Annotated in this window: 21 protein-coding genes; 10 read left to right on the top strand and 11 right to left on the bottom strand. The window is 62.8% G+C overall.

The window, feature by feature from the left end; all coding sequences use genetic code 11:
• Positions 1-104: 104 nt before the first annotated feature.
• The 5 genes from ACSKT0_RS11400 to ACSKT0_RS11380 form a co-directional block, all read right to left on the bottom strand.
• Positions 105-2,813, bottom strand: a complete 2,709-nt coding sequence (locus tag ACSKT0_RS11400; RefSeq protein WP_437773846.1) for a LuxR C-terminal-related transcriptional regulator — start codon at positions 2,811-2,813, stop codon at positions 105-107.
• 153 nt (positions 2,814-2,966) lie between these two features.
• Positions 2,967-3,746 (bottom strand): Gfo/Idh/MocA family protein, encoded by a 780-nt coding sequence (locus ACSKT0_RS11395; RefSeq protein ID WP_437773845.1) that lies wholly within the window; start codon positions 3,744-3,746, stop codon positions 2,967-2,969.
• Between the two features lie 94 nt (positions 3,747-3,840).
• Positions 3,841-4,737, bottom strand: a complete 897-nt coding sequence (locus tag ACSKT0_RS11390) for a carbohydrate ABC transporter permease (RefSeq protein WP_437773844.1) — start codon at positions 4,735-4,737, stop codon at positions 3,841-3,843.
• On the bottom strand, positions 4,734-5,708 hold the full coding sequence (locus ACSKT0_RS11385; protein ID WP_437773843.1) for a carbohydrate ABC transporter permease: 975 nt from the start codon (positions 5,706-5,708) through the stop codon (positions 4,734-4,736). Before ACSKT0_RS11385 ends, ACSKT0_RS11390 begins: the two co-directional genes overlap by 4 nt.
• A gap of 3 nt (positions 5,709-5,711) precedes the next feature.
• On the bottom strand, positions 5,712-7,022 hold the full coding sequence (locus tag ACSKT0_RS11380; protein WP_437773842.1) for an ABC transporter substrate-binding protein: 1,311 nt from the start codon (positions 7,020-7,022) through the stop codon (positions 5,712-5,714).
• Between the two features lie 121 nt (positions 7,023-7,143).
• On the opposite strand from ACSKT0_RS11380, the gene ACSKT0_RS11375 reads away from it, so the two are divergent.
• The 4 genes from ACSKT0_RS11375 to ACSKT0_RS11360 all read left to right on the top strand — a co-directional run bounded on the left by ACSKT0_RS11375 (position 7,144) and on the right by ACSKT0_RS11360 (position 9,738).
• Positions 7,144-8,217: a LacI family DNA-binding transcriptional regulator gene (locus ACSKT0_RS11375; protein ID WP_437773841.1), complete on the top strand. Its 1,074-nt coding sequence runs from the start codon at positions 7,144-7,146 to the stop codon at positions 8,215-8,217.
• A gap of 129 nt (positions 8,218-8,346) precedes the next feature.
• Positions 8,347-8,775 carry a pyridoxamine 5'-phosphate oxidase family protein gene (locus ACSKT0_RS11370; RefSeq protein ID WP_437773840.1) on the top strand — a complete coding sequence of 143 codons (429 nt, stop codon included), beginning with the start codon at positions 8,347-8,349 and terminating at the stop codon, positions 8,773-8,775.
• 177 nt (positions 8,776-8,952) lie between these two features.
• Positions 8,953-9,375 carry an Hsp20/alpha crystallin family protein gene (locus tag ACSKT0_RS11365; protein WP_437773839.1) on the top strand — a complete coding sequence of 141 codons (423 nt, stop codon included), beginning with the start codon at positions 8,953-8,955 and terminating at the stop codon, positions 9,373-9,375.
• A 144-nt stretch (positions 9,376-9,519) separates the two neighbouring features.
• Positions 9,520-9,738 (top strand): hypothetical protein, encoded by a 219-nt coding sequence (locus tag ACSKT0_RS11360; protein WP_437774015.1) that lies wholly within the window; start codon positions 9,520-9,522, stop codon positions 9,736-9,738.
• Positions 9,739-10,133: 395 nt separating this feature from the next.
• Here the strand turns inward: ACSKT0_RS11360 and ACSKT0_RS11355 are convergent, their stop codons facing one another.
• From ACSKT0_RS11355 to ACSKT0_RS11340, 4 genes are all read right to left on the bottom strand, one after another.
• A complete protein-coding gene (locus ACSKT0_RS11355; RefSeq protein WP_437773838.1) occupies positions 10,134-10,436 on the bottom strand; it encodes a universal stress protein in 303 nt (100 codons plus the stop codon).
• Positions 10,437-10,559: 123 nt separating this feature from the next.
• Complete coding sequence (locus ACSKT0_RS11350) at positions 10,560-10,880, bottom strand: DUF3040 domain-containing protein (protein ID WP_437773837.1); 321 nt, start codon at positions 10,878-10,880, stop codon at positions 10,560-10,562.
• A 40-nt stretch (positions 10,881-10,920) separates the two neighbouring features.
• Positions 10,921-12,306, bottom strand: coding sequence for an MBL fold metallo-hydrolase RNA specificity domain-containing protein (locus ACSKT0_RS11345; protein ID WP_437773836.1), 1,386 nt, complete (start codon positions 12,304-12,306; stop codon positions 10,921-10,923).
• 268 nt (positions 12,307-12,574) lie between these two features.
• The gene (locus tag ACSKT0_RS11340) at positions 12,575-13,093 is read right to left on the bottom strand and encodes a universal stress protein (RefSeq protein WP_437773835.1); all 519 of its coding nucleotides are present in this window, start codon (positions 13,091-13,093) and stop codon (positions 12,575-12,577) included.
• Positions 13,094-13,287: 194 nt separating this feature from the next.
• Between ACSKT0_RS11340 and ACSKT0_RS11335 the strand changes: the two genes are divergently transcribed.
• Positions 13,288-13,986 carry a response regulator gene (locus tag ACSKT0_RS11335; protein ID WP_437773834.1) on the top strand — a complete coding sequence of 233 codons (699 nt, stop codon included), beginning with the start codon at positions 13,288-13,290 and terminating at the stop codon, positions 13,984-13,986.
• 35 nt (positions 13,987-14,021) lie between these two features.
• Here the strand turns inward: ACSKT0_RS11335 and ACSKT0_RS11330 are convergent, their stop codons facing one another.
• Positions 14,022-15,737, bottom strand: coding sequence for a GAF domain-containing protein (locus tag ACSKT0_RS11330; protein ID WP_437773833.1), 1,716 nt, complete (start codon positions 15,735-15,737; stop codon positions 14,022-14,024).
• 167 nt (positions 15,738-15,904) lie between these two features.
• On the opposite strand from ACSKT0_RS11330, the gene ACSKT0_RS11325 reads away from it, so the two are divergent.
• The 4 genes from ACSKT0_RS11325 (at position 15,905) to ACSKT0_RS11310 (ending at position 20,002) form a co-directional block, all read left to right on the top strand.
• Positions 15,905-16,375, top strand: a complete 471-nt coding sequence (locus ACSKT0_RS11325) for a pyridoxamine 5'-phosphate oxidase family protein (protein ID WP_437773832.1) — start codon at positions 15,905-15,907, stop codon at positions 16,373-16,375.
• A 64-nt stretch (positions 16,376-16,439) separates the two neighbouring features.
• A complete protein-coding gene (locus ACSKT0_RS11320) occupies positions 16,440-16,904 on the top strand; it encodes a pyridoxamine 5'-phosphate oxidase family protein (RefSeq protein ID WP_437773831.1) in 465 nt (154 codons plus the stop codon).
• A gap of 53 nt (positions 16,905-16,957) precedes the next feature.
• Positions 16,958-18,025: a zinc-dependent alcohol dehydrogenase family protein gene (locus ACSKT0_RS11315; protein WP_437773830.1), complete on the top strand. Its 1,068-nt coding sequence runs from the start codon at positions 16,958-16,960 to the stop codon at positions 18,023-18,025.
• Positions 18,026-18,100: 75 nt separating this feature from the next.
• Positions 18,101-20,002, top strand: a complete 1,902-nt coding sequence (locus ACSKT0_RS11310) for a heavy metal translocating P-type ATPase (protein WP_437773829.1) — start codon at positions 18,101-18,103, stop codon at positions 20,000-20,002.
• Here the strand turns inward: ACSKT0_RS11310 and ACSKT0_RS11305 are convergent.
• On the bottom strand, positions 19,999-20,907 hold the full coding sequence (locus ACSKT0_RS11305; protein WP_437773828.1) for a universal stress protein: 909 nt from the start codon (positions 20,905-20,907) through the stop codon (positions 19,999-20,001). The genes ACSKT0_RS11310 and ACSKT0_RS11305 overlap by 4 nt on opposite strands.
• Before the next feature lie 176 nt (positions 20,908-21,083).
• Between ACSKT0_RS11305 and ACSKT0_RS11300 the strand changes: the two genes are divergently transcribed.
• Positions 21,084-22,241 carry an acetate/propionate family kinase gene (locus ACSKT0_RS11300; protein WP_437773827.1) on the top strand — a complete coding sequence of 386 codons (1,158 nt, stop codon included), beginning with the start codon at positions 21,084-21,086 and terminating at the stop codon, positions 22,239-22,241.
• Positions 22,242-22,244: the final 3 nt, after the last annotated feature.

Here is a 22,244-nt window from a genome sequence, read left to right as displayed (position 1 = left end):
TAGCCTTGAAGGTAGAAGGAGATGTGGTGAGCAGGGATCACCACATCTGGTGATTGTTGTGGTGATCTTTTCGGAAGAAGTGCCGGGCGAACCGCCCGTCTGGGTTAGCGCTCGTCGCGGCTTCGCGACAAGAGACCCAGCTCTTCGGCCCGGCGCACGGCCGAGCGGCGGTTGTTCGCGCCGAGCTTGGCATAGATGTTCTTGGTGTGTGTCCGGAGGGTGTTGAGGGAAACGAGCAACTCGCGCGCGATGTCCGGGCCGTCCAGCTCCGAGGAAAGAAGCCGAAGCACTTGAAGTTCGCGTTCACTCAGGGGCTCGACTAAGCGTTGCGGTGCTGGGGTGATCTGGTCCCGGGTTCTGCGCGTCTTTGTCCCGAACGACTCCAAGAGCCGGTTTACGTAGTTCGAGGCGCTCCCCTGCTTCGCGAGCGCTTCCAGCAAGTTCGCCATGGCCTCACCCTCATCGACGAACACTTGAACGTAGCCCTCTGGTTCCGCGAGCGCTACCGCGCGTTGCAGCGCTGCCTGTGCCCCGCCGTCGTCCGCTTCTTTTTGGTGGGCAAGTGCCATAAGAACCAGAAGTTCGACGACGGTCCCCATCCGGCCGCTTTCTTCTGCTGCCCGAAGCAGGCGGTCAAGCAGCGCGATGGCCCGTCCGACATAGTCCTCCGACTGCCCTGCCTCGTGCTGTGCGAAGAGTGCCCTGGCCAAGGTGATGTGCTCGAACTCTTTCAGGTAGGAGAGCTCATCTTCGGCCGAAACGCCGCGCTCACGCGCCCAGCGGAGAGCGTCGGACGTCCTTCCGTGCGAGATCCAAACCCGCGCCCGCACGGCCGCGACCGGATGTACCTCGGGAAAGAAGTCGCCGACGTAGAGGCGCTCCGCTTCCTTGAGTTGCTCAAGCGCGCCGCCCACTTCCCCTTCTGCTTGGAGGACCCGGGCCATCGCGACCCGCGCGCGGTACGGGTTTTGCGGCAACGCGGCATCCTCGCCGAACTTCTGGCTGGCCAGCAGGTGCTGCCTTGCGGCTTCAAGTTCGCCGCGTTCAAGAAGGAGCATGCTCATTCCTACGTGCATGTCGGCCGTTCCACGGAGCGTTTGCGCCGGGTGCCTTCCCGCGACCTCAAGGCCTCGCTCATAGATGGCCATTGCGTCATGGAGCCGGCCTTGGGTAATCCGGATGTCGGCCAGTGCGATGGAGCAACCGAGCATGTCCGAGTTGTGCCCGGCCTTTTCAAGGTTGGAATAGGAATCGGACCACAGTTCGTACGCTACGCCCAGTTCGCCGTTCGTCCAGTGGCCGATCGCCAACAGCCCTGATGCCGCTCCGCGCTCGAGATGATCGTCCTTCCCGACAAGGCCGAGCGCGGTAGTCGCGTGCATTATTGCCCCGGCGGTGTCCCCGCCTGCGAGCGCATGCGCTGCACGGTAGATCGCGATCGAACTGGTGAGGTTCCCGTCGTCGCCGCCTTGCGCCGTCGTACTTACCCACTGCTCTGCCTCCTTGAGGCGGGCGTCGACGCCGGTGAGCTCGCCGCTTGCGAGGAGCGCCCCGGCGTAGGCAACGCCCAGCCCAGGGCGCGCGTGAATCACTTCGCCGGGGAGCGCTTGGAGCCAGCGGCTCAGCGTGGCTTCCTGGCGGTCCTTGCGCATGGCGGGGATGGCGAGCTCGATCAGGTCCGCGGCCCGTTCAAAGTCCCTGCCGGCCATTGAGTGGTGGATAGCTTCCGGGATGTCGCCGTCTTGTTCGTGCCAGAGGCTTGCGCGCCCATGCAGTTCGCTAATGCGGCCCGGCTGCTCGTCCATGAGTCGTGCCCGTAGCACGTCGGCGAAGAGGTGGTGATAGCGGTACCACCAGCGGCGGTCGTCGAGCGGCACCATGAACAGGTTCCCTCGATCGAGCCACTCGAGCGTTGCTTTTCCGGTGTTTTGCCCGGTCACGGCGTCGCAAAGCGGACCGTTGAGCCGGTTCAGGATGGAGGTCTGCAGCAGGAAGTTCCGGACGTCGTCGTTCTGGCGCTGAAGTACCTCTTCCGCGAGGTAATCGACGATGTAGCGGTCATCGCCTGCGAAGCCCGCGATGAAGCCGGCGACGTCCTCCCGTCCCTGCATCGAGAGCGCCGCCAATTGGAGCGCAGCGATCCAACCCTCGGCCCGACCTTCGAGGGCGGCGATATCCTGCGCGGTGAGACTCAGTCCCATCACGCCGTTGAAGTAGACGCCAGCTTCCTCCGGGGTGAAGCGGAGATCGGCGGCACGGATCTCAAGGAGCCTGCCGCGTGCCCTGAGTCGCGGGAGTGGCAAAGCCGGATCGGCACGGCCCGCGATGACCAGCTGCAGCTGCGCGGGCAGGTTCTCGACGAGAAAGGCAAGCCCCTCCTGCACGTCCTGATTCTCGATGACGTGGTAATCGTCGAGCACCAAAATGAATCTGTCCGTGGCGGCCTGTAACTCGTTGATCAGGGTGGTCAAGAAGGCATCAGTGCTCGGTTGCGGGGATCGGAGCGTTGCGAGCGCCTTGGCGCCCAGACCGTTCGATGCCTTGTCCAGCGCAGCTACAAGGTAGGTCCAGAAAAGCGTGGGATCGTTGTCCCGCTGGTCGAGCGAGAGCCAGGAGACCGATCGGCCATGGGCGGTTGCTTTTGCCAACCACTCGGTCAGCACGGTCGTTTTCCCGAAGCCGGCGGGCGCTGAGACGAGGATCAGCGTTTGCTCGTCGGCGTGGCTCAGACGGTCGCTGAGCCTCGGGCGCCTCACGAGACCGCGGCGTGGCCCGGGGGCATGCAGTTTGGTCTCAAGCAACGGACCTGCCATCACGGACCTCCCTCGACAGCCGGTCACCTTGCCTTTGCCCGGGTGATCCCAGTGTAGTGGGGGTGAGGGCCCGGACTTCTGCGCCAAGGTTCTGCTAGGAGGCTGCATTTGCCACGAGGCTCACCACACAAGCGGAGCTTAGCCGATCTGCTCCTACCAGGTGTCAGGTGCCGCACCAAAGGGCACAACGGCCGGCCTGTCGACCGTGCTGTCGACGTCAATGACCCGATGCTCCCGACTCGCGCGGGTGATGGCATCCATGACCTCGAGGATGTGGAACGCCACCCGCCCGGAGGCACGATGGGGGCGGTTTGTCTCGATAGCCCTGGCCATGTCTGCGAGACCGTAGCCTCGCCCGGCATCCTCATAGCCAGCAGAGAATGGCACTTCGCGCCGTTCCGGTTCTTCCCGGGTCACCAGTTCGACAGGGTCGGAGAATCGGTTCGGGTCCGGGACTGTGATGGTGCCATCGGTGCCATAGATCTCGAAGAGCGGTGTCCGGGTAGCCCAGACTTCGAAGCTGACCGTAATCGTGGTTGTCACCCCGTTCGCATGCTCAAGGATGGCGCTGACATGGGTGTCGATCTCCACGGGAATCGGCGTGCCTGCCAGGGGGCCGGTCTCGACGGTTCGCGCACGCTCGGACCTTGTGGCCACTCCCGATACGCGGACGACGGGTCCAAAGAACATGACGAGGCTGGTCAGGTAGTAGGGACCCATATCGAATAGCGGGCCGCCGCCCGGTTGGTAGTAGAAGTGTGGTGACGGGTGCCAGCGTTCGTGTCCGGGCGCGGACCAGTGAACTTGCGCCGCTACTGGAGCGCCGATGGTACCTGCGTTGAGCAACTCCAGTGCAGTTTGGACGCCGGTGCCGAGGACGGTATCGGGGGCGCTCCCGACTCGAAGTCCCAAAGAGTCAGCCAGCTCCAGCATGGGGAGGGCTTCTTCCGGGGACAGCGCAAGGGGCTTCTCGGCAAAGACGTGCTTGAGGCGACATAGTTCGTTGATGCGTTCTTGCGGGCGTCGCTCAGCGACTGGAAAGCGATCCGCCGATTCCGCCGACCGAGAAGTGCTTGTTGAGGAACGCGAACAGGATGATCGGCGGGAGCATCATTACGACGGCGACCGCCATGACGAGGCCCCAGTTCGTGGCGTTCTGCTGGAAGAAGGACTCCAACCCGACCGGAAGGGTGTAATTCGGATCTGACCGGAGGAACACGACGGCGATGAGGTAGTCGTTCCAGGCTAGGAGAAATGAGAAGATCGCGGTTGAGAGGATTCCAGGCAGGGAGTTCCGGAGGACGATGCGGGTGAACGAACCGAAGATCGAGGCACCGTCTATCCAGGCGGCTTCTTCAAGAGCGATGGGGATGGAATCGTAGTAGGCGGCCATCATCCAGATGGCGACCGACATCGTGGCACCTACGTAGATGATAACGACGCCAAAGAGGCTGTCGACCAACCCGAGGTTTGCGAACAAGATGAAGAGCGGGATCGCCGAGGTGACGACAGGCAGGGATTGCACGACGAACAGGATGAGCGAATATCCCGACACGAGCCGGTTGCGGGCCCTGGACAGAACGTAACCGGCCGGAGCCGCAACCGCGACGGCGACAACGACCGTGAAGGCGGTGATGACAAGGCTGTTGCCGAGCCAGGTCAGGACGGCCGTCTGCGTGAAGATGTTCCCGAAGTTCTCGAGGGTGAAGCCTTCTGCGTTCGAGCCGAGTGACGGTGTCAGCGACAGTCCGAAGACGGCGACGATCGGGACCAGGACCACGGCGGTCATGAGCAGGATCAAGACGAAGCGAGGCCATTTGCCTCTCTCACGGATGTCCTGTGAGGTCTGGCGGCCGGCAGGAGTATCGGCCCTGTCCCTGGCTCCCGTTCGGACTTCTTCTTGAGGAGCACTGGTCGTTATCATTCGACGTTGACCTTTCGGATCTGGCGGTAAAGAACAACCGAGATCACCACGAGGACGAACGTCATCAAGAACGCGATGGCGACGCCGGGGCCGGTCTGGAAGTTCTGGAAGACAGTGAGGTAGGCGAGGAGGACCAGCGACGTCGTCGCATGTGCCGGGCCGCCACCGGTGAGCAGGAAGATCGTCGGGAAGTCGTTGACGCAGAAGATCGTCATCAGAATCCACGACACAAACGTCGTGCGCGCAATCAGCGGGAGCGTTATCAGCCGGAACGACTGCCACGCTGTCGCCCCGTCGACCTTCGCCGCCTCGTAGACGTTCGTGTCGACTGAGGCGAGAGCGGACGACATCATCATCATCATGAACGGGAACGAAATCCACACTTTGAAGAGACAGACAACCACCTGCGCAAGCATCGGGTCTGCCAGGAAGAGCACGTTTCCGAAGCCTAGATGCTCCGCGATCACCGGAAGCGGGCTCTGGGGTGTTGCCACCAGCCAGTTCCACGACGTCGCGGAGACCACCGTGGGAACGATCCACGGCAGGAGAAGCAGTACCTTGAACAGTCCGCCCGCAGGGATGTGGGTGCGAAGCAGCAGGCTCAGCGCGAGTCCGACGAGCCAGGAGCCGAACACGCCGACGACCGTGAAGACGACGGTGAAGGACGTCGCTGACCAGAACGAGGGCTGGGCGAGTACGTCGCCGAAATTCTTCAATCCGACGAAGGGGCCGGTTTCGAGAAGGGTGCCGTCATGGAGTGCTTGAACCAAGGCATAGACGAGCGGGTAGACGTTGAGGAGCAGAAGGAGAATGAGGGACGGTGCTGCGAACACTATGAGGGTCCAGGTCCGAGATGTAAACCGCCTCTTGGCCCGACCGGCGGTCGCCAGCCCGGGCTGGCGACCCGCCCCGGCCGGTCCGACGCCGCGGCGTGCACGTTTGACGCTCTCGGCGATGCTCGTGGAGGTCATGGATCAGTCCTTGATGAGCGAAGTGAGCGTCGTCTGGAATGTCGCCAGTGCGTCCTTCGAAGACTTGCCTGAGAGAACGTTCTGGCCGAAGTCGGAGATGGCGGGTGTGCTGTCGACGTAAGAGATGTTCGAGAAAAGGGCGGTTCCGCCAGGCGCGGCCCAGGTCCTGGCGATGGGCTGCCACATCTTGACGATCTTGACTGCGTTTGGGTCCGACTGGAATTCCGGGGTAGCCGCGATTGATTTCAGCACCGGGAGCCCGATGCCGGTGTTCTGGGTCCACAGGGCCTTCATGTTCTGGTAGTAATAGGTCATGAACGCCTCCGAGCCCTTCTGGCTGGGCGTGTTCTTGTACATCATGATGTTGTTCGGGAAATACAGGGCACCCTTTTTCCCGCTGGCGCTAGTGAGCGGATCGCTTACGACCAGCTGGGATGCTGCCGCTCCCCCGACGTTGGCCGCGAGGTTGGGGACGTCGAAACCCATGCCGAACTTCTCGGCCTTCCACTGCGAATTCGCGTTCGTCGCCGTGTAGCTGATGGCTGCGGGGTCCATGTAGCCCTTGCTGACGTTCTCGCGCACGAACTCGAGCGCTTCGATGTTCGCAGCGGTCACTAGATTCGGCTTGTGCTCCTCGTCAAAGATGCCGCCACCGTTGTTGATCATCAGGCCCACGATCATCTGGAAGGCGTTCCCGCCACTGGCGTTGCCGTTCGCCGCGAACCCGTACACGTCGATCTTCTTGAGGGCGGCTGCGGCGTCGAGGTAGGACTGCCAGTCGGTTGGAGGAGTAGCGCCCGCCTTTTCGAGGAGCTCTTTGTTGTACCAATTCACCCGCATGTCAAGGTTGTACGGAACGGCGACGTATCCAGCGTCGGTCTTCATCGTGTCCAGGACTCCAGGGAGAAAGTCATCGTAGATGCCATTGGATTTCCAGCTGTCGATAAGGCCGTCCGCGGGAGCGATGAAGCCTTGCTTAGCAAACAGGAAAGCCGGGGTTCCGCCTCCCGAGGAGATGGCCGGCCCGGTCTTCGATGCGAGGGCAGACGAGAAAGTCTGGTTGAAGTTTGCCCATTGGATCGCCTGATAAGTCGCCGCAGGAAGCCCCGACTCCGGCTTGAAGCCAAGGGTGATCTTGCTGTCGAGCGTGTTGAACGCGGGAGTACCCCAAGGCATGTTCCAGAACTTCAAGCTGGCACTTGCCCCAGCGCCACCGCCCCCGGTCGAGCAAGCCGCAAGAGCGGCGACGGCCGCGCCGGTTCCGACAAGGCCCAAGAAGCCCCGCCTCGATGTAGTAAGACGTGAAGTCTCCATCGACTTTCCTCCTCGACCCGCTACCGGGTCATCGCAATTTGAAAAGTTGCGCAATTTTCGATTATCGTTTTGCGCAGAGTGAGTATACAGATCGACATTCAGAGATCAAAGGATAATTTTTTTGCGCAAAAACACCAGTCCAGCGGCGGATGGGAAGAACCCGACCTTGGCCGACGTGGCAGCCGCGGCTGGCGTCAGCACACCGACAGTGTCAAAGGTTCTCCGCGGAGCAACAGACGTGTCCTTCGTAACGCGTGAGCGCGTGGTCCGGATCGCACAGGAGATGGGTTACGCGAAGACCAAGCGATCACAACCTGTGGGGCGGCTGCCCGCGAACGCGCCCCGCCTCGTCGACCTTGTGGTGAGCAACATCGGAGGCTCCTGGCCCAACAGCATCCTCACCGGCGTCGAAGAAGCCGCGGCGGTAGCGGACTGCGACGTGGTCCTCACGATCGCCCGCGCGGGCCGCGACTGGGTGGGCCGCCTCCTGCGCCGCCCCTCAACCGGCGCCATCGTGGTCCTGGTCGATCCGACGTCGACGCAGCTGAGTGCACTCGACGCGGCCGGCATACCCGTCGTCCTCATCGACCCGATGAGCCCTGCTCCGCGCAGTGCCGCCAGCGTGGGCGTGGCGAACTGGGAAGGTGGACGGATTGCGGCGGAGCACCTCCTGAGCCTCGGGCACACGCATTTTGCCCTCATCGGAGGCGTGAAGAATCACCTCTACAGTCGAGCCCGCCTCGACGGTTTTCGTTCCGCCCTGTCGGCCATGGACCTGCAAGTCGAGCCTCGGTTGGTCGGTGCTGCCGATTGGAACCGCGACGAGGCGCGCGATTTCGCCGTCGACATCCTTGACCGGGAGGATAGGCCCACGGCCATCTTCGCAGCATCGGACATGATGGCTCTCGGGGTCTACGACGCGGTGCGCTACCTCGGGCTCGACATCCCCAGGGACGTCAGCGTCGTCGGATTCGATGACGTTCCCGAAGCGACTTGGGCGACACCACAACTGACCACAGTCAGGCAGCCTATTCAGGAAATGGGAGCGACCGCCTTTCGCATGCTCCTGCGCTTGACGAATCAGCGAGAAGGCATCGGCCCAAACACGGACGGGCCCAGGATTGAGCTCGCTACACGGCTCATCACACGGGGTTCGACCAGCTTCCCCACAGAGCACAAGCGCACACATAACTGACTGATGCAGGGGGTCAGCCGACGATACCATCGGCTCGCTCGGCATCGACCGATCATGGGGTGCTTCAGTATCCGTTCCGGGGACTTATTCCTCTATTTCCGTGTGGACCGTCTCAGTAGGCTCAGCCCTATGGAGAATTCAGAGTCGAGGCCCGACACCGAAGTACTCAGTGTCCATGAGTGCTGGAAGTACCTCCGTTCCTCCTCCGTCGGCAGGGTTGCTGTCGCTCGTGGCGACAATGCGGAGATCTTTCCCGTCAATTACCTGCCTGACGAGGGAACAGTAATATTCCGGACCGGACCTGGCACCAAATTGGACGCCGTCCTGGCCGGGCAAAAGATCACGTTGGAGGCCGACGGCTTCAACACCTATGGCACCATCGCTTGGAGCGTAATCGTCAAAGGATATGGCGAGATTGTCACGAAAGCTGACGAACTTCAGGAGTCCGCAGCAATGGAACTCTCTCCGTGGGAACCCGGCACAAAAACCCATCTGGTCCGGGTCACGCCTGCGGAACTGAGTGGCCGAAGGTTCGTGATCAGCGCAACCTCCCAATGACGGGCCACAGGATTCTGACCCCTGATCCAGCCGCCCCGTCCCCTCCTTGACCGCAATGCGAACTTCGAAGCGGGGCGTAAGGGACCAAAGACTCTGGGATCCATTCCCCGTGCTTCGCATTCTGGAAGGGTCAGGCCGGTTCTGGCCTGGCCGGATTCCAGGACAAGGAGGTCAGGAATGTCGGACTTAATCAGGTGGTTCGATAACCGTCGCTCACCCATTGAGATGATCGAACGGCTTTTCGAAGGTGATGTGGCAGCATCCGGGATCCGGGTCGAACAATTGGTTGAAGGCACTACCTTGGTCGTTCGCGCCGAACTGCCGGGGATCGATCCGGAGAAAGATGTTGAAATCACGCTTGGGGACGGGTTCCTTGAAATAAAGGCTGAGCGGCAGGAGAAGACGGAACAAAAGGACAAGGGCAGCTACCGCTCGGAATTTCGTTACGGCTCCTTTGTCCGTAGGCTGCCTCTGCCGGACACTGTCCAACGGGACAACGTCTCCGCTTCGTACAAGGACGGTGTCCTCGAAGTGAGGGCTCCGATTCCGGAAAGGGTGCAACCCTCCTCCGCGCACAAAATTCCGATAACACGGGAGTAAGACACACGGTCCGGCCGCCCGGCTGGACCGTGCCTTTCCGGGGGGCGCGTCACGGACCGGGCCGTGACTTTCGGCCCTACAAACCGGAATCGCAACGGGTCACGCTAGCGGGTAGGGAATCCCCTTATCGCGGAAAGGAAAGTCATGGGCGGGGAAGCATCCAGGGCAAGGATCGTTGTTGGTGTTGATGGATCGGAAGCCTCTTTGGAGGCACTGAGGCAGGCCCAGAGCCTTGCGGTGCCTTTGGAACCTAGCCGGGAAGCCGACATGATCGATCTCGGCAGGCGTGGCCACGGAGGATTTGGCGGGCTGTTGCCCGGATCGCGCGCTATGTGCTGTTCTTGCGCTACGTGCTGTTCTTGACCCGGCGTACGCGGGTGATGATCGTCGGACAGGGCAACTGGGAAAGAACGGCATGGGCAGTTGACCGGCCACCGTTTCCGAAAGTGTGATCCGTTCTTCTTCCAGCAATTGCTCGGCTAAGTTGCCCTCCGACCGTGCCAATTTCACCCAGGGTCGAAACGCGCGGAAAACGTGCAGCACCGTCAACTCCTGCCCTTCACGGTCTGCTTCCGCGGCTGCGAATGCCACCGCTTGCGTCGACTCCTCCGAACCGTCAACCCCGACGAGAACCCCCTTACGGTTGGTCACCCCGCCCTCTCCGACGACGGCCACAGGGCACAGTGCTACTGCAGCGATCTGCAGCGCCCGGTCGGTGAGCCGACCTCCGGGCCTGACACGCGTGCCGGAACCAATAACTAAGAGCGACGCCTTCTTGGACCGCTTGCGGAGGGCATACCCGGGCTCCCCGAGATCAATAGTGTTTGGACATCAACACCAGGTTCCACGCCGGCGGCGTGGGCTTTTGCCTTGCCCAAGAGCTCGTTCGCCTCCTTCTTGGCCATCTCGTTGTAAGCAAGGGACTGTGACGTCCACCGGTCGTCCACCGCGTGCACGAGGTCCACGGGCAACTTCATTGCCGCGGCCCGGTGCATCGCCCAGGCCACAGCGGCCTCGTTCGCCCCGGAATCGTCAACACAGACAACTATTGGTACCTTCATGGCATGTCCGTTCTTCGCTGAGGTCGTCTCCGGCCAGTGCCCGGCCGTTGCACGTTCAGTGTCCGTCCGCTCGCCCCCGGCTGTTAGGGCCGGAAGTCCTGCAGGCTCATTCGGGCCACCCCGCTACCCCATTTCCGCCGACCCCATGGACGGGGAAGAGCTCGGACGCCGTCGGATCGCCAGGGAACCGACGCATTTAGATGCCAGGTACGCCCCCGTGCCCATGATGGCGAACCCGATGATTCCCAAAGCCGGGGCGCGGGCCGCGACGCCGGTCAGCAGGACAAGGCATCCGGCGAGTGCGGTGAAGATGCCGGACGCCAGGCGCCTCCCGTTAGCCGGCTGGGTCATCGACCTCATCTTTGACGCGAATTTCGGGTCATCGCGTTCGAGTTCCTGGGCCATCTGTTCCAGGGCCCTCTTTTCGTATTCGGAGAGAGCCATCACGGGCCTCCTTTGCCGGGGTGGGTGGAATTTATTGCTGCTAGAGCGGGTTGTCGAGCGGGACTGCTTCAAGATGTTCGGGGACTCTGGCGTTCCAGCCCAGTTCGCGCTTGATGCGGTGGCGCAAGGCATCGGAGGCCGTGGGTTCGCCGTGGGTGATGTACGTCATGAACGGTGCCTGGTTTGCCGTGTGCATCCAACGGATGATTTCGTCGGCATCGGCGTGCGCTGAGAATCCCTCAATGTGTATGACCTCGGCCTGGATGGGGACGTCCTGCCCGTAGATTCTGAGTTCCTTCGCTCCGGCGGCAAGATCGGCGCCGCGTGTTCCTCCGGCCTGGTAGCCACTGAGGACGATGGCGTTTTTCGGATCCGGACCGTAGGCCTCGAGGTGGTGAAGGATCCTTCCCCCTGTGAGCATGCCACTCGCCGAGATGATGATCATGGGCCCTCCCCTCAGGTTGAGAAGTTTGGAATCGTCGGCGGTACGCGTCATGGTGGCCAGCTTGTACATGTCTTCAAACTCGTCAACGAGGAGTCGGTGTTCGTCGGGGTGTTGCCGGTACATGTAGGAAGCGTCAATGGCCATGGGGCTGTTGAGATAGATCGGAATGTCCGGAATGAGGCCCTTGCGGCGAAGCCGGGAAAGATGGAGCATCAGAGTTTCTGCCCGGCCGACGGCGAATGCGGCGATCATGATGACTCCCCCACGTTTGGCGACACGGGACACGACCGCAGCAAGCGAAGCCGCCGGGTCCTGGTCCGGGTGGCTCCGGTTTCCGTAAGTGGATTCCGTGACAAGAATGTCGGCCTCCTCCAGTTCCCGGGGCGGGTACATGAGCGGATCGTCGGCACGGCCCAGGTCTCCGGTGAAGTGTATGGAATGCCCATCGACGTTAACATGGATCTGGGCGGCACCGAGAATGTGTCCGGCCGGAAGGAAGGTGGCCTCGATGCCATCTCCAACTTCAAGCGGAACGTCAAAGTCACGGGGCTCGAATGCGTTCAAGGACCTGACCGCATCGGCCGCCGTGTAGACCGGAAGCGCGGGAACATGCACCGAGGAACCCCGATGATCGGCGTAGCGGGCTTCCTCTTCCTGGAGGTGGCCACTGTCCGGTAGCAGTAGCTTGCATAGCTCACTGGTCCCGTGGGTGGCGTAGACCGGCCCGGTGAAGCCGTCGCGCACAAGCGCGGGAACGTATCCGGTATGGTCCAAATGCGCGTGGGTGAGCAGCACAGCATCGATCGAACCGGGCGGAACGGGAAACGGGATCCTGTTGCGGTCGCGGATATGTTTGAAGCCTTGGAAGAGACCGCAGTCGACCAGGATCCGCGTGTCCCGGGTTGCGAGGAGATAGCGGGACCCTGTGACAGTGTCCGTCGCCCCCAAAAACCGCAGACGGGCCGGGTGCGTGTTGTTCATCCTGGTCTCCTCGATATCGGCAGTGCCGGGCATCCGGCGGTTGCCGGATGCCCGTTCCGGGAATTGCACGGCTAAGGGGCCGGCATCACGTGGTGGTGACGGTGTTCCTCGGTGCTGGGCTTGATCGCAAAGGCCGTGACGACCAGGGCGACCGCGCCCGGAATCCACGCACTCCAAGCAGCCCCTGTCATGGAGGTGAAGCCTCAAGCCATGGCGCAAGGAGGAGGACCACAGCGAACGCGGCTTGCGCCCGGGTCCACTTCTTCATCTAGATTGTGCTCCTTTGATCGGTTTGGGTATTTCGGATGGCCGTCCCCGCTGCGCCGGGAAGGGGCTCGGGGTGCCTGGCGGCTTCGAGCTCGTGGACGACGAGAACGGGACAATGGGCATGCGCGACGCAGGCCGCGCTGACCGAACCAAGCAGCAGGCCTTTGAATCCGCCGTGGCCGCGCCGTCCGACGACCAGCAAAGACGCGAACCTGCTGGCGTCGACGAGCAACTGCCGGGCGGCGCCGAGGACAAGCCTGGTCCGGACGTTCCGGGGAAGGTCCGGCCCGAAGGCCCGGGCCATAGCGTCATGGAGTATCTCGGATGCCTGGTGGCTGAATCCATCCCGCCCCATCATTTCGTAGGCCTCATGACCCACGGGAAAGTCCCAACAGGTCCAGGCCTCGACGTTCGATCCCAGTGCCGATGCGAGGCGGTGCGCTTGGCGAAGGGCCTCGACGGAGGCATCCGAGCCGTCGACGCCGACGATGATCTTTTCGTGCCCGGTTCGCGTGGCCATGGGGTTCCTTTCCGTTCCCGCAGTTTCTCTAAGAATGGGCAGAAAGTGGGGCGGCCAAACAGGGCCGAAAGTCATGGCCCCGGATTGGGTCCTTCGGCCCTTGTTTGCCGTTGGCTGGCAATGAACAATGACATAGCCGGGCAAGCATGACGAACCGGCGGGACAGCGGCCACGGGCTGCCGGACAGGAGGATCATGGAACGCCCACTATCGCCCCCAAGCGACGCCCGGGTCCCTGGCGCGCCGCCAATCCGCGTCTATGTCCTTGACGATCATGAGCTTGTCCGCCGGGGGCTGCAGGAACTACTGGAAAGCGAAGGCTTTGTGGTGGTGGGCATGTCCGGTTCCGCGGAGGAAGCGGCCCGGCGCATTCCCGCTTTGCGCCCGGACGTATCAGTCTTGGACGCCCGGCTGCCCGACGGCACCGGCATTGAAGTCTGCCGTGACGTGCGCTCCGTCGATCCCACGCTGAATTGCCTGATCCTGACCAGTTACGACGACGAACAAGCCCTGCGGGGAGCCGTCCTTGCCGGCGCGGCGGGGTACGTCCTGAAGGAAATCGGCGGAACCGACCTGATAGGTGCGCTTCGCCGGGCCGCGCGGGGCGAATCCCTGTTTGACTCGTCAGTGAAGGCGAAAATCATCCAGGGACTCACGGAACCGCAGCGAGTGGACCCTAGGGTCGCCTCATTGACGCCCCAGGAGCGGCGGGTCCTTGACCTTGTAGGCCAGGGCCTGACAAACCGGCAGATCGGTGAAGTAATGCAGCTCGCCGAAAAAACCGTAAAGAACTACGTGTCCTCTATGTTGGCGAAGCTGGGATTCGAACGACGCACCCAGGCCGCTGTCTATGTTGCCCATGGAACAGAGATGCCGAGAGGACCGGTTCGCTGACGCACCGGCGGACGCAGCCTCGGCGGACGGCAATTTCAGCAGACCGGCACAGACCACAGCACGGTTGTCCCCTTCGTCGGGGCGCTGGTCACCTCAAACGAACCACGCAATTCCGACGCCCGCTGTTGCATGTTCACCAGGCCATTTCCGGGGACCGTATCCCTGAAGCCCTTGCCGTCGTCTTCGATGATCAAGGTCAGCATGCCGTCTTCCACCGACACTGAAACGCTGATTGTTTGCGCTTCGGAATGACGGACCGCATTGCTAAGGCCTTCGGAGATTACCGCGAGCGCGTTGGTGACTGTTTCGTCGTCGAGCACTGAATCGACCGCCCCAGTGAGCGTCAGGTGAGGGGCGAAGTGCAGTGACCTGGTGGCGGTGCGGACAGTCTGAAGTATCCGGCTGCTCAGCAACTCCTGCTCCCCGGAAGAATGTAGCGAGTAGATGGTGTTTCGGAGGTCCCTGATGGTTTCATCAAGTTCCGCCGTGACCGCATCGATCCGGGTCAGGGCAGGTTCGCCGGTGGTGAACCGCCGCAGGCTCTGGATACTGAGTCCGCAAGCGAAAAGGCGTTGGATGACGAGGTCGTGCAGGTCCCGGGCAATGCGGTCCCGGTCTGAGAAAACCACCAGCTGTTCACGGAGCCGGTGAATCCGGTCAAGCTCCAGGCCCAAGGCCACGTGTGAGCCAAAGACGGCGCCCATCTCCACATCCGTCTTCGCGAACGGCCCCGTTCCGGGGGCTCGAACCAGAATCAGAAGCCCATGATGGGCGCCTTGGGCGCTGAGATCGATCGCCAGGAGCTTTCCGAGAGACAAGCCGTCAGCCGGTCCCAGGATGTCTCCGGCCTCGTCGAAGCAGGCTGGCATCCCGGTCGCGGCGACTGACCTGATGACGCCGGAATCCATCGGCAGGATACTCCCGGCGAAATTTGCGCTGTCCGTTCCCGCGGCACCTGCGACGCCGTACGAACCTGCGCCTCCATCTGGAACAAGGATCAGGGCCAACTGGGAACCCGACTCCCGGAGCGCCCTGTCGGCAATCAGGTCAAGCCCCACATTCTCCGGCTCCGCCGCCCGGTCGTCGCCGAGCATCCGGCCGGTCACATCCATGCATGCTTCAAGCCAGGACGCACGGCGGCGGGCGTCCTCATAAAGGCGGGCATTCTCGATGGCCACGCCGGCGGCAGCCGCCAAGGCCACGGCAAGATCCTCGTCTTCCGGGGTGAAATCGCCACCGCCCTCTTTTTCCGTCAAGTACAGATTGCCGAAGACGACGTCCCGGACCCTCACCGGGACACCAAGAAAAGACTTCATCGGTGGATGGTTTTCGGGGAATCCGTAAGACTTCGGGTGCTCGCGCAAATCATGAAGGCGAAGAGGCGCCGGTTCGCTGATCAGCAGACCGAGAACCCCGTGTCCTGTAGGTAACGGTCCGATGCGGCTTGCAAGGTCCTCGTCGATGCCGACCGTGACGAAGTGGCTCAGCGATTTGTTTTCACCGATGACACCCAACGCGCCGTAGCGGGCATGCAGCAGCCGACACGCGGAATTGACCACTCGGTCCAGCACGGCTTCCAGGCTCAAGTCTTCGGCGACCGCCACAACCGCTTCCAGAAGTGCCCGCATCTGTTCCTGGGCATCCAAGAGTTCTCCGGCCCTGGCCAGAAAGTCCCTGAGCAGGTCTTCGATCCGGGTTCCCGTGACATGAAGACGATCAGGCCGCACAGGATCTGGAAGAGAGCCGTTCATTTACTGCCTTTCGAGCGGTGCAGCCCAGACGGGGCAGGTACCCGTGTCGTGGCAGCTGGCGTATCCGATGCCAGACTACTCCCGAGTCACGCGTTCGCCCAGCCGCCTCTGAGGCGAGGGCCTTTATGCCCTGTTTCCTGCTCGCGCCCGGGCGTAGCCTCTCCGACATGACGAAGAAACCATCAACACCGGAGCCAGAAGTCCTGCAACCTCAGCAATGCTGGGAACTGATGCGAGGCGTCTCGGTGGGACGCCTCGCAGTCTGGGTAACAGACCACCCCGACATCTTCCCGATCAACTACATGGTTGACCATGGCACCCTCGTTTTCCGGACCGGAGAAGGAACCAAGCTCCACTCGGCCCTCGGCGAAACACCTGTTGCGCTCGAGGCTGACGGCGTCAACCCGGACACCGGGGTGGCGTGGAGCGTGGTCGTGAAAGGTCACGCTGTTGCCATCAAGCTGACCCAGGAGGTGCTCGATACGGTCGGGCTGCTCCTTTTCCCTTGGCAAGCGGGCCGCAAAGACCACTTCGTCCGCATTGTCCCGACGTCGATCACCGGGCGCCGCTTCACGGTGACCCCTCCCCTGACGTGGTGGAGTCCCCTGGACGACGCCACCCGCGCCGGACTCGAATGATCGGGGCGCCCGGCGGGTCTAAAGCCCCTAACGACGGCGGACGGCCGCCAGTAGCGTCAGGGTCATGAACCCTCAATCAGCGGATGCGATCGAAAGACTGAGCCCTGACGAATGCTTTGAATTGCTTGGCCAAACCACTGTTGGGAGGCTGGCCGTGATTGTCGAGAACCATCCGGACGTTTTCCCCGTGAACTACGTCGTGGACCACGGATCCATCGTCTTCCGCACAGGCACCGGCACGAAATTCTGGAACACGATGCGCCATCCCTGCGCGCTCGAAATCGATGGTTTCGATGCGGGCACCACGAAGGCCTGGAGCGTCGTCGCCAGAGGGCAGGCGCACCTCATCGTCGACCTGCAGGAAAAGGCCGCAGCCGATGCCCTCCACCTGGATCCCTGGCAGCCGGGCAGCAAGAGCCACTATCTGCGTTTGAGCTTGGACGCTCTCACTGGTCGACGGTTCAAGGCCACCCGGCCCGATATCTGGAACACTCCCCTGTGGGATGCCCGGTCCGAGCTGTTCCACTGACTTTGCTGTCGGCATCGCCGACGGTACCTCTTGCAATACTTTGATGGAGCATCATGAAAGCACTCGTCTACGGCGGACCCGGACAAAAGTCCTGGACGGACGTCCCGGATCCCCACATCGTCAACCCCACCGACGCGATCGTCCGCATCGATACCACCACGATCTGCGGGACGGACCTTCATATCCTCAAAGGCGACGTTCCGGCCGTCCAGGAGGGACGGGTTCTCGGGCATGAGGGCGTCGGAACGGTCACCGAAGTGGGCTCCTCCGTCACCGGGCTCAGGACCGGAGACCGCGTCCTCATCTCCTGCATCAAGTCCTGCGGGCACTGCGCCAACTGCAAGAAGGGCCTCTACTCGCACTGCTCCGGGGAGGAAGGCCAGGCCGGAACAGGTTGGATATTCGGGCATCTCATTGACGGCACCCAATCCGAGTACGTACGCGTCCCCTACGCGGATAACTCGCTCTACAAACTGCCCCACGGGGTCACCGACGACCAAGCCGTCATGCTCTCCGACATTCTGCCCACGGCGTTCGAAATCGGCGTCCAAGCCGGTCACATCAAACCGGGTGACGTCGTCGCCGTCATCGGAGCAGGCCCCATCGGCCTCGCCGCAATAGCAACATCAGGCCTCCACGGCGCCGCCACGATCATCGCCATCGACCCGGACGAAGGGCGCCTTGCCCGGGCCCGGGAGTTCGGCGCAACAGGGGTCGTGAACCCCTCCGGTCCTGCTTGGATCAGCGACGTCATGTCTTACACCGACGGCGCAGGCGTGGATGTCGCCATCGAAGCAGTCGGAATCCCCGATACTTTCGACATGGCCTTGCGGCTCGTGCGCCCCGGCGGGAATGTGGCCAATATCGGCGTGCACGGAAAATCCGTTGAACTGCGCCTCCAGGACCTCTGGATCCGCAACATCAACATCAGCATGGGCCTCGTCAACACCAACACGACCCCGATGCTGCTACGTCTGGTGGCCCAGCACAAGATCCCCGCCGAGAAATTCGCGACCCACCACTTCACCCTCGCGCAGATCATCGACGCCTACGACACCTTCTCCAGGGCAGCTGAAACACATGCCCTGAAGGTCATCCTCAGCCGGGAATCCCACCACTAGGCAACCCCCAACACCTTCACTTCAACCTCCCTGACGCTCCTTCCCTGGAGAGGCACACCCAAGCGGGCAGCTCCCATGGCCTTGATCCTTCGTTTTCCCCTTGTAGCCTCCACGCTCCTCGCTGGAGCGTGCGTCGGGGTACTGCTGGGCCTCGGTCTAATGCCAGCGGCACAGGCAACAGCGACTATCTATGCACTGGCCGTGGCCGCGTACCGGGCCCTATCCATGCTGAGGGACCTCTTTCGGGGTCGGTGGGGCATCGACCTGCTGGCGGTGACGGCCATCGCCAGCACCCTCGTGGTCGGGGAATACCTTGCCTCCCTCATCATCGTCCTCATGCTCACGGGAGGAGACGCTTTGGAGGAATTTGCCCACGGCCGGGCTACGCACGAGCTGAAAGCCCTCCTGGAGCGGGCTCCCCGGACTGCGCACCGCGAGACCCCGGGCAACCCTGTGGAAGAGGTCCCCGTGGGGAGGGTCCGTTCCGGAGACACACTGTTGGTCAAACCGTCCGAAATCGTCCCGGTAGACGGTCTCTTGCTCTCCCCCGTCGGGACTTTCGATGAATCCTCCCTGACTGGCGAAAGCCTGCCGGTCGAGCACGGCAAGGGCGACACCGTTATGAGTGGATCAGTCAACGGCGAAGAAGCCATTCGCATGGTTGCAAGCGCCACCGCCGCAGACTCCCAGTACAGCCGGATCGTGGCCCTGGTCCAAGAAGCCGCGGCGAGCCGCGCCCCCACCGTCAGGCTTGCGGACCGATACGCCGTTCGCTTCACGATATTCGCCTTTCTGCTGGCCGGAATCGCTTGGTACTTCAGTCACGATCCAGAACGGTTTGCCCAGGTGCTCGTCGTTGCGACACCGTGTCCCTTGTTGATTGCAGCACCTGTGGCGTTCCTTGCCGGCACCAGCCGGGCAGCCCGCTCGGGGATCATCATCAAGAATGCCGGCACCCTCGAACAACTCGCCCGCGTCAGGACGGCGGTCTTCGACAAGACCGGGACACTCACGCACGGCCGCCCCGCCCTGCACGCGATACAGGTTTCCGCGACAGCCGCGCACGGCATGTCAGCCGATCGGATACTGCAACTCGCAGCGTCCGCTGAACAGTCGTCCTCCCATGTGCTGGCAGCCTCCGTGATTGATGCCGCACGGTCCCGCGGCCTCCATCTGTTGCCCGTCACCAGCGCCAACGAGCACGCAACCCAGGGGGTCACGGCTGTCTGCGGAAGCCAGACTGTAAAGGTGGGCAAAGCTGCCTTCGTCGGCCGAGCCACGAGCGGCTTCGAGACGGCAGACGTGGCCAGCGGACAACTTGGGATCTCCGTCGGCGTGGACGGGCGTTTCGCCGGCACGCTCATCATGAGCGACCCTTTGCGGGAAAACGCGGTGGCCACCCTGGCCCAGCTGCGACGCCTCGGCGTGCGGGAAACCATGCTCCTGACCGGTGACACCCGTTCCATCGCGTCACATATCGCGGCCGAAGCCGGGATAACCCGGGTCCTGGCCGATTGCCTGCCTGCCGACAAGGTGGCCGCCGTCGCCGAATTGAACGACCGCCCGGTCTTGATGGTCGGTGATGGAGTCAACGACGCCCCCGTCCTCGCCGCGTCCGACGTCGGGATAGCAATGGGTGCCAGGGGAGCAACCGCGGCCAGCGAATCGGCCGACGTCGTCATCATGCTCGATGACCTATCCAAGGTGGCCGCTGCCGTTGACATCGGCCGGCACACCGTCCACATCGCCCGAACCAGCATCTGGACAGGCATTCTCCTCAGCGTGGGGTTGATGGCCGCGGCGGCATGCGGCTTCGTCCCGGCAGTGGCCGGGGCTCTCCTGCAGGAGCTGGTGGATCTCGCGACGATCCTGAATGCGCTCCGGGCTTTGGGGCACAGCCGAAAGCCGGGGGTCGATTCGCCAGGGCGAGTCCCTCTTGACCGGCTCCGAAAATTGGACCGTGACTTTCGGCCCTAGCCTGTTTGAAGGTGCCGCTTCCTTCCCTGCTCAGGCCCGCCCGGTGCATCCCCTGGCAAGGCGGGGCGGGTTATCAGCGTCGGGCACTGGACGTTGAGCAGCACATGCTGAGCCACGGAGCCGACGAGCACGCGGGCACCCCCTCTTCCTTTGCAGCCCATGACCAGCAGCCGTGCACGTGTACTGGCGTCCAGGAGCGCTTCGGCCGGCGCGCGCTCAAGGTCCAGGATCTTGAGTATGACCAATCCCGGGTGCCGCCCCTCCAGTCCGTGGACCGATTTGGACAACAGCGCGTGCCCATCGAGTCCAGGTTCTGCAGGCCCGGTCCCGCGCCCCGATCTCCCGGACGGGGCAGGATCGCGGCCGCTACCGGCATGGACGATCACGAGTTCCTGCCCCATTCGCCGCGCCTCGTCAGCTGCACACTCGACGGCGAGTTCGGAGTCCCGGGAACCATCGACACCAACCACTACGCCGGATGACTCGCGCGTTGAGCGGGCTGGCACAATCGCGACGGCGCAATGGCTGATGACCGCGATCTGAAAGCTGACCGAACCAAATCCTTCGCCGTGGTTGCCAGGGCGTCTATCGGTTCCCACAACGACCATTTCCGCATCCGCAGAAAGCTTGCGCATGGTCTCGGCGGGCTCTCCGGAACTCAGTGTCGTCACTACCTCCAGGGAGGGGAACCGTGCGGTGACCCGCGCTGTCTCGCCTTTAAGCAGGTCCTTTGCTTGTGCAGTCGCACCGTCGTGGAGGGCCTTCCCCGGGAACGCCCATGGCTCAGGAACGGCATGGACGAGGTTGAGCTGAAGACCAAGATCACGTGCCCGTTCGGCAGCCCAGTCCGCGGCAGCACTGCCGACCACGGACCCATCGACACCAACGAGGATCTTGTTCTTCACGAGCACACGTGCCTTCCTGGAACCAGCAGCAATCTCTTCCCAGTTTCGTCGGCTGCATCGGTGACTCGCAAGGGCCGGAAGACCCTCCCAGCGAACCCAGTAGCAGGGTTATGGTCTTCGAGGGGTATCGCGTCCCAAAGCCCGGTACCGCGCGGTCTGCGTGAAAGGACATCGGCGTGCTGATCCTTGTATTGAATCCAGGTTCCTCATCCTTGAAGTATCAGCTGCGTCGAATCGGGCCATCTGAAGCCAAGCCCGTGATCCTGCTGGAACGGGCCATCGACGGCCCGCAAGGGGGCACGCTGGATCCCGGCTTCCTTGGCAACGTGTTCGACGAGATCGATGCGGCCGTCCGGGACATCACGGGCGGGGAACGCCCTGACGCAATCGGGCTCAGGGTGGTCCACGGCGGGGATCGCTTCAGTTCTCCGGTCCGCGTCACCGCGGACGTCATGGGGACCGTCGAGGAACTAGGCGAGTTTGCGCCGCTCCACAACGCGGCAAGCGTGGCGTGCATGCGTGCCGCGGCCGCCCGTTGGCCGCGCACGCCCCAGGTAGCCGTTTTCGACACGGCCTTTCACCGCACGATTCCCGACCATGCCTCCCGCTACGCCGTTCCGGAGGAGCTATATACGAAATACGGGATCAGGCGCTACGGCTTCCACGGGATCTCCGTCGAGATGGTTTGCCGCGATACGGGGACGTATCTCGGCGTCCCGCCGGGCTCCTTGAATGCGGTGGTGGCGCACCTTGGCAATGGCGCCTCGGTTACCGCTGTACGGGAGGGCCGCAGCGTCGACACGTCCATGGGCATGACCCCTCTGGAGGGGTTGGTCATGGGTACACGCTCCGGTGATCTGGATCCGTCCATTGTCACGCTGTTGCAGCGCCGAGGCCTTGGACCGGACGAAATCGATGACCTCCTCAACCATCAGGCAGGCCTGCTGGGCCTGGTCGGATCAGCCGATATGCGCGCAATCCAGGACGCTGTGCGGCAGGGGAACCCCCGTGCGATCCTCGCCTCGGACATGGCCACTTACCGGCTGGCCAAGTACATCGCGGCCTACAACATGGTGATCGGCGGGGCCGGAGCCTTGGTCTTCACCGGCGGCATCGGCGAACATTCCGGTGAGTTCAGATCCCAGGTCATCTCGCTGCTCGGACCGCTCGGCCTCTTCATCGACGAAGTGAGGAACCGCTCCGACGAAAGCGGCGTCCGCATCATCAGCACCGACGCATCGGCTTTTCCGGTCCTGGTGGTCCCGAGCGACGAGGAACGCGCCATCGCCGAGGCGACAGCCGCCGTCGTATTTTCGGAGGAATCAGCGATTTGAAGC

The organism is Arthrobacter sp. KNU40 (assembly GCF_051515115.1).
In the GTDB taxonomy this organism is placed as follows: domain Bacteria; phylum Actinomycetota; class Actinomycetes; order Actinomycetales; family Micrococcaceae; genus Arthrobacter.
This window is presented reverse-complemented; position numbering and strand designations above follow the sequence as displayed.